The organism is Aeromonas sp. S5(2024), from assembly GCF_041403025.1.
Lineage (GTDB): Bacteria > Pseudomonadota > Gammaproteobacteria > Enterobacterales > Aeromonadaceae > Aeromonas > Aeromonas hydrophila.
Genome location: NZ_JBGLRI010000010.1, coordinates 71,605 through 83,128 on the forward strand (window position 1 = coordinate 71,605; position 11,524 = coordinate 83,128).

Below are 11,524 nucleotides of genomic sequence, written 5' to 3' on the forward strand. Positions count from 1 at the left end.
TGGATAGAGGCCCTTTACCCGGCTCTGGAGAGACCATGCACCTGACCCCACCCCAACCCCCTGCCGAGCAGGATGTCGACGCACTGCGCATCGGCCTGTCTGGCTACAACACCGGCAAGGCCGGCACCCACCTGCGCGAGCACATCGCCAGTTTTATCAAGGATGACGCGGGCAAGGTGCACGGCGGCATCACCGCCGACCTCAAGTGGGGTTGGCTGCACGTGGACTGGCTCTGGATTGACGAGCGCATCCGCCAGGATGGCTGGGGCGGCCGCCTACTCGCCACCATAGAGCAGTACGCCCGCAGCAAGGGCATCAGCAACTTTCATCTGGAAACCACCAGCTTCCAGGCGCTGCCCTTCTACCAGAAGCAGGGTTACCAGGTCTTTGGCGAGCTGCCGGACATGCCGCCCGGGCATACCACCTATTTTCTGAGGAAGATGGAATAAGCCAGAGCACCTCGGCATAGATCTGCGCACAATATATTTTAAAATCACTGAATACGTCGCATGAAAATTGCGGCGTTACTATATGCCAAATTATTAATGACAGTCGTGATTAAAACGAATGTTGACACAACACCCTACAATGAATTTCATTGTATGCAGCCACTTAATGGCCTCCCCTTATCAAGCCCCATATGGGCACATGACATATGTATTGCCCGTTTTAAAATGACCTTTTTAAAACAAAGAGGATTTATCTATGAAAAATTACCTGTTAATATTTGCCATAACTTTTAGCAATATTATTTATGCCAACGAATGTGACCAATTGCTAGTCAACGGCAGTTTTGAAAACTCACCAGCCAGACCTTCCATTTGGGAAACCTTGCCTGGGAATGACGAGACCAGCCTCCCTGGGTGGAAAACCTTGGGTGAGGGCGTTGAGTGGTCTTCTCACGTATCCGCGTCGGGTGGCAGCAAGATCTACACCCCAGATGGCGATTATGTGATTGATCTAAATAACTATTATTCAAAAAACGGGGGCGGCATCGAACAATCATTTCCAACCAAGATTGGAGCCAAGTATCTAGTTAAATTTTATGCTGGCACCCAGAAAAACTATAACCGGAATGGGACGGCCAAACTGAACGTCATGATCGGTGATGAGCACTATATTTATAACTTGAAGACAGAGCGCAGCGATGCCATTGACTGGACTTATTTCTCATTCTCTTTTATCGCAAGCCAAGCAAGTACAACCATAAAATTCACCACAGATACCAACTCATTGGAACACTTTACCGTCCTTGATGATGTCAATGTTGTTCCACTCAACAAACCTCGCGCCATTCTCGTCAACTAATATGCCTTGGCATTCACATAGCCGAGTAATCAAGTTTCCTTAAGACAGGGAAGGCAGGAGCAATCATGCAAGTTTGCTCCTGCAACCCTTTCTAGCTATCAGTGGCTGGCAGAGCGACTGCCGCTCCAGAGCAGCTCGCCGCTGCGCAGCTCCATCAGGGTCATCGACAGCCGATAACGGCTACCCTCGGCCACCAGATCCCCGTACAGCATGTAGCCGGCGCCGGTCTGACGACCGAGCCGCACCAGGGAGGCCGGGTTCATCCTGCCCTGCTGATACTCCAGCTGGCCGGTGATAGCCGCCACCTGACCCGGGTCGACAAAGCGAAAACCGCTCTTGCTCTGGATGCGCTTGCTCATGGCCGCCGCCATGGCGCGGGTATCCACCGGCTCGCCGGTGCCGTTCTGGGGCGGAGTGAGCAGCAGCACCGGCTGACCGGTTTGCGCCAGCTCCCGCACCTCGGGGGCCTGCACAAAGGCATCGGCCATGGCCAGCGCCAGCCCGGTCGGCGCCACCGGTTTGGGCAGCGGCGCCCCGGCATCCGGCTTGGTCACCGGCTTGTCCGGCTGGCTCACTGGCTGGTCCGGTTCACTGACAGGAGCCTGAGTGCCACCGTAGGGATTGACCGCACAACCGCCCAGCAGCAGGGCACCCACCATCAACAAGGAACGCAGCTTCATCTTTTCTCTCCGCCAAAAGTCCGTAAACGGGCATCAACCACCGCCCGCATGGCGGAGCCCCTGCCCCGCATCCTCCTTATGCTAGAGACAAACCCCGGCGGGGTCGATGCACCCACCACCACCGGGCGACAGAGACTGGCGAAGCAGAGGGCACAAAAGGGTGGCACGGCTCCACCCGATTCCGTTAGGGTAGGTTTGCTCAAGGTTCAACAGGATCGTGTTGCCCACCAGCTCCCAAGGTGGCCTGCCGCTTTTCTCAAGACGGCACCCGGTTTGGCCAGTCGCCAAACAGCCCCTCGGGAGGGCGCCGTTACTCTCTGACAACGCAGGACAGCCAATGACATTCCAGCCCCTTGCCAACGCCACACTCGTTATTCGCCCCTTCGAACCGGGCGATGCCGACGAGTTTGTCCGCGCGGCCCACGAATCGATCGAGACGGTCGGCAAATGGATGAGCTGGTGCTCCCGTTCATTTACTCGGGAGAGCGCGCTGGAGTGGTTTGCCAGCTGCGATCAGGATCGCGCGGTGGAACGCGCCTTTGACATGGGCATTTTCTGCGCCACCACCGGCCAGCTCTTGGGTGGCGCCGGTATCAACCAGCTGTCGCCCCATCATCGCTACGGCAATATCGGCTATTGGGTGCGCCAGTCCCGCCAAGGCTGCGGCATCGCCCGGCAGGCGGTCGCCCTACTACGTGAATTTGGCTTTGAACGGTTGGGGCTATTTCGGCTGGAAATCGTGATGGGGGTTGGCAACAACGCCAGCGAAACCGTCGCTATTGCCACAGGGGCAACCTTTGAGTGCCGGGCAAGGAACCGCATCTTTCTCCATGACCAGCCTCTTGATGCGCATATCTATGTCCTTATTCCCGCAGAATGACTCATTTAGTAGGGTATATACTACCGGTTTTCATTATTTGAAAATATCTCCCCCCCCCCCCCGAACTAGGCAATCTGCTGCCGTTCTATCTAAACGCCAGAGGGAATAAAAAACATGGATGAAACTTTTATTTCAAAGGGTTGCTAACATTATAATTAAACCATTCTAAGATGATTAATGTTAATCGTTTCTACTCCATGTTCGAAGAACTGCACGTAAGCTCTCAAATCGTCAGTAATTACGAGGCATGATTTTGACTTGGCCGCCTTAATTACAGCCATATCAGTAACACCTATATAACTAAACCCATTCGACGAGATTATTGAACCCTTATCAACATATTCCTCTTCAAATATTTCTAAACAAGGGATAGCTTTAGCTAAAAACGCCTCGTACTCATGTTTTGGTATTTTTTCTACAAAATTCCATGTTTCCGCCAAAACATGGGGAGTAACTATTAGTTTATCAAAGCTCCCTACATAAAACTCAAGAAACTCAAAGTCATCAACAGTATATTTTTCAGTTCTCTTAAATTGAGGGACTAATTCTTTTTTATAGATACCTATGAGATACATAACCAATAGATTAGTGTCCAGCATAACTCCTGCCGTTCGATATCTACGATGCAGTTCATCTAACATAGACATTATTTAAGGGTACGAATCTTCATCGATAATACTTCACCTGAATTCAAATCAACTTTAAACTGTTTGTATTCTTTTGCTGCCGGATTTGTTATAGAAAATGATTTAGGTGCAAAACTTAATGTAATTAGCCAGTAATCAGTTTCTCTTTCAACTTCCTCTACAGAGATGTTAAAATTAAAATAATCTTGAGTGAATGCACGAAAATAATCTGCTGCGTTGCGTGCTGCGTCTTGTGCTGAAATAGCCATTATATCTCCTAGGAAAAACTATATGCTTTACGGATTATAAACTGTATGTTGTATTTTATTCCAGCTGAAATTGCTTTGAATAAAACAGCCGGTTTTTTTATAGAATGTAAGGACTTACTATACCTCCCACTTTTCGGATAGCCACACTGATGCGTGGGGGCATATGTCTGATACGGAAATGCTTGGTGAATACGGTCTTGGCTCCCTCTCCAATCCACCGAGGCAGAGTCAGGAGCGCAGACGCAGCTGGCACAGGGATGTGCCGTCTGCGGCGGTCCGTCCGACCTTGCACCTGATACGAGGGAAACCGCGTAGCGGTCGGATTGGCGGGGGTGGCCGCTCGATTGGTGACTTTTCTTTGGCCACGCAAAGAAAAGTTACTCGCCCCAGCCCGAAGGGCGGGCGAAACCCCTTCGAGGCCAGCGGCCTCGCGTCCTGCACGGCGAAGCCGTGCCACCACACAAAGGCCCCTGCCGCCAACGCCATACCTCGGAACGGACGATTACGCCTGACGGCTAATCGACCCTACGATTGCACGGCGCAGCCGTGCCTGCTTGCCACAGGCACGGAGTCTAGTCTGACTGGACGACGGGATGCTAGCGGCAAAGAGGGGCGTGGCCGCCCCTATCGGCCCAAGAAGGGTTCCCAGTCCTTGAACACCGGCTGCAACCCGGCCTGCCGCACGGCGGCCGCCACTTCGCCCACCGGACGGTCGTCGTGGATGGCGAACTGCTCCAGCTCCTCTGCATCCCCCTCGGCATAGCCACCCGGCTGGGTGCGCGACTCGGCCGACATCTGGGTAATGCCAAGGCGCACCGCACCGTTGCGAAAGGTGGCGGACTCGCGGGTGGAGAGCGACAAATCCAGCGTGGGCGAGAAGAGGCGCCAGGCGCAGATCAGCTGGGCCAGCTGACGATCCGACATGACCACGGCAGGCTCCAGCCCGCCGGTGCAGGGGCGCAGGCGCGGGAACGAGAGCGAGTAGCGGCTCTGCCAGTGGTGGCGCTCAAGCCAGCTCAGGTGCTCGGCGACAAAGTAGCTGTCGGCGCGCCAGTCCGCAGAGAGACCGATGAGCGCCCCCAGCCCTATCTTGTCGATACCGGCGCGGCCGAGCCGATCCGGCGTGGCGAGGCGCCATGCGATCTCCCGCTTGTTGCCGCGCAGGTGGTGGCGGGCATAGGTGGGGGCGTGGTAGGTCTCCTGATAGACCATGACCGAATCGAGGCCGAGGCTCTTCAGCTCGGCGTATTCGTCTTGCGAGAGGGGCTGCACCTCCATCCCCACCGTGCTGAAGTGGCGGCGGATGATGGGCATCACCTCGCGAAAATAGGCGAGCCCCACCTTGTGCTCGTGCTCGCCGGTCACCAGCAGCACGCTGTCGAAACCGCGCGCCTTGATGGCGAGACACTCGCGCTCTATCTCCTCTGCATTCAAGGTCTTGCGCTTGAGGCGGTTGCTCATGGAGAAGCCGCAGTAGGTGCAGTCGTTGGCGCACAGATTCGACAGATAGAGCGGCACATAGAAGCCGATGGTGTTGCCAAAGCGCTGGCGGGTGAGCCGCTCGGCCTCGGCCGCCATCTGTGGCAGGTACGCCTCGGCGGCTGGGGAGATCAGCGCCATAAAATCGGTCAGAGTGCGGCGGGGTGAACCCAGCGCCCGCGCTACATCGGCGGCGGTCTTGGCGCGGATCTGCATGCCGATATCGTCCCACTCCAGCTCCTGCCAACGGTCGAGAAAGGAGGGGGCTGTGTCTGATTCCATTTCCCCCGACGCCCTCACCCCCGGCCCCTCTCCCAAAGGGAGAGGGGGGCTATTACTCGGGCGCACTTGGGGGTGTGCAAAAGGCTCGAAGTCACTCATCGCACCAGCATCATGACTCATAACGCCCCCAGAAAATCGGTCAGCGGGCTGGAGGCTTGCGCCTGCAGGGCGCGGGCGCCAAGGCCCGCCTCATAGGCGCTGCGCCCGGCAGTACAAGCCAGCGCAAAGGCGCGCCCCATGGCGACCGGGTCGCCGCTGACGGCGATGGCGGTGTTGACCAGCACGGCATCGGCCCCCAGCTCAAAGGCGGCGGCCGCATGGCTTGGCGCACCGATGCCTGCATCCACCACCACCGGCACATTGGCCTGCTCGACGATGATGGCGAGAAACTCCCGGGTCACCAGCCCCTGATTGGAACCGATGGGCGCGCCGAGTGGCATCACGGCGGCGCAGCCCACCTCTTCCAGCCGTTTGCAGAGCACGGGGTCGGCGCCGCAGTAGGGCAGCACCACAAACCCCTCTTTCACCAGCTGCTCGGCGGCTTTCAGCGTCTCGACGGGATCGGGCAGCAGATAGCGGGGATCGGGGTGGATCTCCAGCTTCAGCCAGTTCGTCCCCAGCGCCTCGCGGGCGAGATGGGCGGCAAACACCGCCTCGGCGGCGGTCTTGGCGCCGGAGGTGTTGGGCAGCAGCTTGACCCCGAGTTGCAGCAAGGGGCTCAGGATATCGTCGTGGGCCTTGCCCGGTTCGAGCCGCTTGATGGCCATGGTGACCAGCTGGGAGCCGCTCGCCGCTATGGCGGCGGCCATCAGATCCGGGCGGGCAAACTTGCCGGTGCCGGTAAAGAGGCGCGAAGAGAAGGTGTGATCGGCAATTTTGAGCATGTCAGCCTCCGGCCACTGCGATAAGAAGAGATGAGGCTCCGCCGCAAGGCAGAGCACGCGAAAATGGGACTGCGAGCATCATGGGTCAGCCTCCCGCTATGGCGGTGAAGAGATGGAGTTCGTCTCCGTCATTGAGACGGGTCTCGGCCCAGCGGCCACGGGGCAGCACGGCGCCGTTAAGGGCCACCGCCACCCCCTGTGGATTAACGTCTTGCGCCGCCAGCAGGTCGGCCACGCTCTGCCCTGCCGCCAGCGACTGGGCTTTATCGTTGAGTCGAATGGTGAGGGTCATGGGGTGATCTCCTTATCGTGTGTCGGGCATCGGCGCTGCCCGCAAACCGGGCAATCGGGATCGGGGGCCAGAGTGAGGGTCTGCCACTGATGAGTCAACGCATCGAAGCGACGCAATGTGCCGGCGACCGGGCTCGGCATCCCGAGCAGCAGTTTCAGCGCCTCCAGCGCCTGCAAAGAGCCCATCACGCCGACCAGCGGGCCGGTGACGCCGCTGGTCTCGCAGCTCTCCTTGATCTTGGTATCCAGCGGATAGAGGCAGGCGTAGCAGGCGTGATCCGTGCTGGTGCGCGCCATCAGCTGCCCCTGCCAACCCACTGCGGCAGCGGAGATCCAGGGCTTGCCCTGAGCCACGCAGGCGGCGTTGATGGCCTGACGGGTGGCGAGGTTGTCGCAGCAGTCGATCACCAGATCTACCTCGGCCACAAACTCCGGCAGGCTGGCAGCATCGAGCCGCTGGTTGATGGCGATCAGCTCCACCAGCGGGTTGTGGGCAACCAAGCGCTCGCGGGCCAGCTCCGCCTTGGAGTGGTTGACTGCCTCGGAGTCGAACAGGATCTGGCGCGGCAAGTTGCTGGAATCGACCGTATCGCCATCGGCCAGCCACAAGGTGCCCACCCCGGCCCCGGCCAGATAGAGGGCGAGCGGCGAGCCGAGCCCGCCCAAGCCCACGATCAACACGGATTTATCCTTGAGCCGTGCCTGACCGGCCTCACCCACTTCCGCCAGCATCAGCTGGCGGCCGTATCTGAGGTATTCCGCATCAGAGAGCATGTTCAGCCTCCCGTATAATGGTGGCCGAACGCGGCTCATCCCCCGTCCCCACGGCCGCGAGCAACCGCTCGGTCGCCCCCTGCCAGTCGTCGCTGGCAGTGATGGCCGAGACCAGCGCGATACTGCCGACCCCGCTTGCCTTGACCGCCGCCACCCGCTCCTCGCTGATGCCGCCGATGGCCACTGTCGGCCAATCGCACATCAGGGCGCGGTAGCGATGCAGCCGCTCCAGCCCCTGCGGGCGCGAAGGCATCGCCTTGGTGTTGGTCGGGAAGATATGGCCCAGCGCGATATAGGAGGGGGCCAGCTCGCGGGCCCGCATCAACTCGAAGTAGCCGTGGGTGGAGATGCCAAGGCGCAGCCCGGCCGCCTGAATGGCGGCGAGATCGGCGGTCTCCATATCCTCCTGCCCCAGATGCACGCCCCAGGCGCCCGCCTCGATGGCCTGCTGCCAGTAGTCGTTGATAAAGAGCCGCGCCCCATGGCGGCGACCGAGCGCTACCGCATCGCGAATGGCCGGTGCCACCTCTGCGGCAGGCAGATTCTTGATCCGCAGCTGGATGGTCTTGACCCCTGACCCCAGCAGGCGGCGCAGCCACTTGACCGAGTCCACCACCGGATAGAGGCCGAGGTTGGGTTCGGTCGGCGCAAAGGGGCCATCCGGCAGGCGGGCGCTGCTTGTCTCATAAAGTCCGAAACGACGGTCGAGGGCAGACCCTGCCAGCACGGCACGGGGGAAGTGAGCAAGATCGGCTGGCCAGCCAAGATGGGCTATGGGGCCCGGGCCTGCCCCCACCCCTTGCGCCGCCGCCAAGCCCTGTTGCAGGTAGGCACGCGCCAGGGTGATGGCGTCCTCCAGCGGACAATCCTGCGCCACCACGGCGGCGATGGCGCTGGCGTAGCAGCAGCCGGTGCCGTGGCCGTGGCGGGTATTCAGGCGCGGCGCCGCCAGCCAGAATTCGCGGGTCTCGTCCTGGTAGTAGTCGAGGCAGAGATCGCCACTCCACTCCAGATGGCCACCCTTGACCAGCACGGCGCGGGCGCCGAGTTCGCGCAGGCGGCGGGCGGCGAGGCGCACCAACTCGGGGCTGCTGACCGGCAGCCCGGTCAGGGCCTCCAGCTCGGGGCCGTTGGGGGTGATCAAGGAGAGGCGCGGCAACAGCTGCTCGCGCACCGCCGCCAGCATATTGGGCTCCGCCATCGGGGTGCCGGTGCTGGCGATGGCCACCGGATCGTAGACCACGAAAGGGGGCTCGATGGCTGCCAGCCGGCGGGCCAGCACCTCCACATGGAGCCGGGTCGGCAATAGGCCAATCTTGATGGCGGCGGGCGGCAGATCGACGCTAAGAGCATCGATCTGGGCGGTGAAGGTCTGCATCAGCACAGGGTCGACCATCTTCACCGCCACCGAGTTCTGGGCGGTGATGGCGGAGATGACCGAACAGCCGTGCACACCGAGATCGTGCAATGTGTGCAAGTCGGCCTGAATGCCGGCGCCGCCGCCGGAATCTGAACCCGCTATGGTCCAGACCACAGGACGCGAGTCCATCACGGGCGACTGGTCGGCGGGGCTGACAGCCCCGCTTGCGCTGCTCACGCCTCCTCCCCTGCGGCCTGTTTCAGCGCCGCCGCCTGATGGTAGATCTCGCCGCCGGTCTCCTTGAAGGTCTCTGCCATGCGGGCCATGCCGCTCTCCACCTGAGCCACTACCTGCTCCTGCTGGCCATCCATACCGACCAGCTTGATCTCCACGGCCTCCAGCTTGGCGGCGTAGTCGCGCACGTCCTGGGTGATCTTCATGGAGCAGAACTTGGGCCCGCACATGGAGCAGAAGTGGGCCACCTTGCCGGACTCCTGCGGCAGGGTTTCATCGTGGTAGGCGCGGGCGGTGTTGGGATCCAGCGCCAGATTGAACTGATCCTCCCAACGAAACTCGAAGCGCGCCTTGGACATGGCGTTGTCGCGGATCTGGGCGCCCGGGTGGCCCTTGGCAAGGTCAGCGGCGTGGGCGGCGATCTTGTAAGTGATCAGCCCCTGCTTCACGTCCTCCTTGTTGGGCAGGCCCAGGTGCTCCTTGGGGGTCACGTAGCAGAGCATGGCGCAGCCGTACCAGCCGATAAGCGCCGCGCCGATACCGGAGGTGAAGTGATCGTAACCCGGGGCGATGTCGGTGGTGAGCGGACCCAGGGTGTAAAAGGGCGCCTCATGGCAGTGCTCCAACTGCTCGGTCATGTTGCGCTCGATCATATGCATCGGCACGTGGCCCGGCCCCTCGATCATCACCTGTACGTCGAACTCCCAGGCAATTTTGGTGAGCTCGCCCAGGGTGCGCAGCTCGGCGAACTGGGCCTCGTCGTTGGCGTCATAGACGGAGCCCGGGCGCAGACCGTCGCCCAGCGACAGGGCCACGTCATAGGCGGCGCAGATCTCGCAGATTTCGCGAAAGTGCTGGTAGAGGAAGTTCTCCTTGTGGTGGGAGAGGCACCACTTGGCCATGATGCTGCCGCCACGGGAGACGATGCCGGTGAGGCGCTTGGCGGTCATCGGCACGAAGCGCAGCAGGACGCCGGCGTGGATGGTGAAGTAGTCCACCCCCTGCTCGGCCTGCTCCAGCAGGGTGTCGCGGAACAGCTCCCAGGTGAGGTCTTCGGCGATGCCGTTGGTCTTCTCCAGCGCCTGATAGATGGGCACGGTACCGATGGGCACCGGGCTGTTGCGCAGGATCCACTCGCGGGTCTCGTGGATGTAGCGACCGGTGGAGAGATCCATCACGGTGTCGGCGCCCCAACGGGTCGACCAGACCAGCTTCTCCACTTCCTCTTCGATGCTGGAGGTGACCGCCGAGTTGCCGATGTTGGCGTTGATCTTCACCAGGAAATTGCGGCCGATGATCATCGGCTCCGCTTCCGGGTGGTTGATGTTGCTGGGGATGATGGCGCGGCCGGCCGCCACCTCATCGCGCACAAATTCGGGGGTGATGTTCTGGGGCAAACGGGCACCGAAATCGCGGCCCGGATGCTGGGTGCGCAACAGCTCGGAGCGCACCCGCTCGCGGCCCATGTTCTCGCGAATGGCGATAAATTCCATCTCGGGGGTGACGATGCCGGCGCGGGCGTAGTGGAGCTGGGTGACCCGGCGACCCGGCTTGGCGCGGCGCGGTTTCGGCAGGTGCTCGAAGCGCAGGTGATCCAGCCCCTCGTCGGCCAGACGCTCCTGAGTGAAGGTGGAGCTGAGCCCCCGCAGGGCGTCGGTGTCATCGCGCTCCAGCACCCAGTTTTCCCGCAGGCGCGGCAGGCCCCGGCGCACGTCGATGGCGACCCCCTCCTCCCCGTAACGGCCCGAGGTGTCGTAGACCGGCACCGGCTCGTTGGGCTCGAACCGGGGGTCTTCTTTGGTGCCGCCGACCAAGGTATCGGCCAGCTGGATCTCCCGCAGCGGGACACGAATATCGGCGCGGGAGCCTTCGATAAAGATGCGGCGGGAGTTGGGATGAGCCATCCCCTTGAGGCTGTCGATAAAGGCCTGGGCGCTGGAGCGCTGCTCGCGGCGGCTGGATTTGGTGGTATCAGAAACATTGGTAGACATAGCAAAACTCACATTAACTGGTTGAAGTTATGGGTGTTTGCTTGTCTGGAGTTCGAGGAGAAGATGAACTTGCGGCGGGGTGTGCTCGGGGGAGTGAGTCGGGCATGGAGTCTTCCCGGCTCTGCCATCCCGGTGTTTCCCTCGTCTGGAAACCCGGCGCCCTATGGACAACCGGACGGGACAGCCTCCCCCTCTGTGCGCCTGAGCCATCGCAGGCGGTGCCCTTGATGGGTGGGGCCCTGCTCCTGCTGAGCGAGGGTTTGCCCCGGCGCGGTAACCCGCAAGTTACCCTTGTTTCCCTTCGCAGGTCTTAACCTGATCAGGTTCCACGGATCCCGAATTAACGGTCTCAGCTTAGCATCGTTCGACGGTCAGCACTCCGACAAGATGGCGCCAGTATAAGTGGGGAAATGGAAAGTACAAGCCTTTAACAAGCCTGACCAGTACAAACAACAACCGGGCCAGA

General features: G+C 60.5%; 12 protein-coding genes and 1 riboswitch. Of the genes, 3 read left to right on the forward strand and 9 right to left on the reverse strand.

Annotated features, from left to right (window positions below):
• Positions 1-35 precede the first annotated feature (35 nt).
• Both ACB032_RS17850 and ACB032_RS17855 read left to right on the forward strand, forming a co-directional pair.
• A complete protein-coding gene (locus tag ACB032_RS17850) occupies positions 36-449 on the forward strand; it encodes a GNAT family N-acetyltransferase (RefSeq protein WP_371138456.1) in 414 nt (137 codons plus the stop codon).
• A gap of 256 nt (positions 450-705) precedes the next feature.
• Complete coding sequence (locus tag ACB032_RS17855; protein WP_371138457.1) at positions 706-1,308, forward strand: DUF642 domain-containing protein; 603 nt, start codon at positions 706-708, stop codon at positions 1,306-1,308.
• Positions 1,309-1,406: 98 nt separating this feature from the next.
• Here the strand turns inward: ACB032_RS17855 and ACB032_RS17860 are convergent, their stop codons facing one another.
• Positions 1,407-1,988, reverse strand: a complete 582-nt coding sequence (locus ACB032_RS17860; protein ID WP_010635332.1) for a hypothetical protein — start codon at positions 1,986-1,988, stop codon at positions 1,407-1,409.
• A gap of 337 nt (positions 1,989-2,325) precedes the next feature.
• Between ACB032_RS17860 and ACB032_RS17865 the strand changes: the two genes are divergently transcribed.
• A complete protein-coding gene (locus tag ACB032_RS17865) occupies positions 2,326-2,868 on the forward strand; it encodes a GNAT family N-acetyltransferase (RefSeq protein ID WP_371138458.1) in 543 nt (180 codons plus the stop codon).
• 155 nt (positions 2,869-3,023) lie between these two features.
• On the opposite strand, the gene ACB032_RS17870 is transcribed toward ACB032_RS17865, so the two are convergent.
• The 8 genes from ACB032_RS17870 to thiC all read right to left on the reverse strand — a co-directional run bounded on the left by ACB032_RS17870 (position 3,024) and on the right by thiC (position 11,058).
• Positions 3,024-3,509: a PIN domain-containing protein gene (locus tag ACB032_RS17870; protein WP_371138459.1), complete on the reverse strand. Its 486-nt coding sequence runs from the start codon at positions 3,507-3,509 to the stop codon at positions 3,024-3,026.
• Between the two features lie 5 nt (positions 3,510-3,514).
• Entirely contained in the window at positions 3,515-3,763 is a 249-nt protein-coding gene (locus ACB032_RS17875) for a hypothetical protein (RefSeq protein ID WP_371138460.1), read from the reverse strand.
• Between the two features lie 624 nt (positions 3,764-4,387).
• Positions 4,388-5,524: a 2-iminoacetate synthase ThiH gene (thiH, locus tag ACB032_RS17880; protein WP_371138461.1), complete on the reverse strand. Its 1,137-nt coding sequence runs from the start codon at positions 5,522-5,524 to the stop codon at positions 4,388-4,390.
• A 116-nt stretch (positions 5,525-5,640) separates the two neighbouring features.
• A complete protein-coding gene (locus ACB032_RS17885; RefSeq protein WP_371138462.1) occupies positions 5,641-6,408 on the reverse strand; it encodes a thiazole synthase in 768 nt (255 codons plus the stop codon).
• 85 nt (positions 6,409-6,493) lie between these two features.
• Complete coding sequence (thiS, locus tag ACB032_RS17890; protein ID WP_005308183.1) at positions 6,494-6,700, reverse strand: sulfur carrier protein ThiS; 207 nt, start codon at positions 6,698-6,700, stop codon at positions 6,494-6,496.
• Positions 6,697-7,473 (reverse strand): ThiF family adenylyltransferase, encoded by a 777-nt coding sequence (locus tag ACB032_RS17895; RefSeq protein ID WP_371138463.1) that lies wholly within the window; start codon positions 7,471-7,473, stop codon positions 6,697-6,699. The genes thiS and ACB032_RS17895 overlap by 4 nt, the downstream gene beginning before the upstream one ends.
• Positions 7,463-9,070 (reverse strand): thiamine phosphate synthase, encoded by a 1,608-nt coding sequence (thiE, locus tag ACB032_RS17900; RefSeq protein WP_371138464.1) that lies wholly within the window; start codon positions 9,068-9,070, stop codon positions 7,463-7,465. The genes ACB032_RS17895 and thiE overlap by 11 nt, the downstream gene beginning before the upstream one ends.
• On the reverse strand, positions 9,067-11,058 hold the full coding sequence (gene thiC, locus ACB032_RS17905) for a phosphomethylpyrimidine synthase ThiC (RefSeq protein ID WP_371138465.1): 1,992 nt from the start codon (positions 11,056-11,058) through the stop codon (positions 9,067-9,069). The genes thiE and thiC overlap by 4 nt, the downstream gene beginning before the upstream one ends.
• 278 nt (positions 11,059-11,336) lie before the next feature.
• A riboswitch (TPP riboswitch) is annotated at positions 11,337-11,450 on the reverse strand.
• Positions 11,451-11,524: the final 74 nt, after the last annotated feature.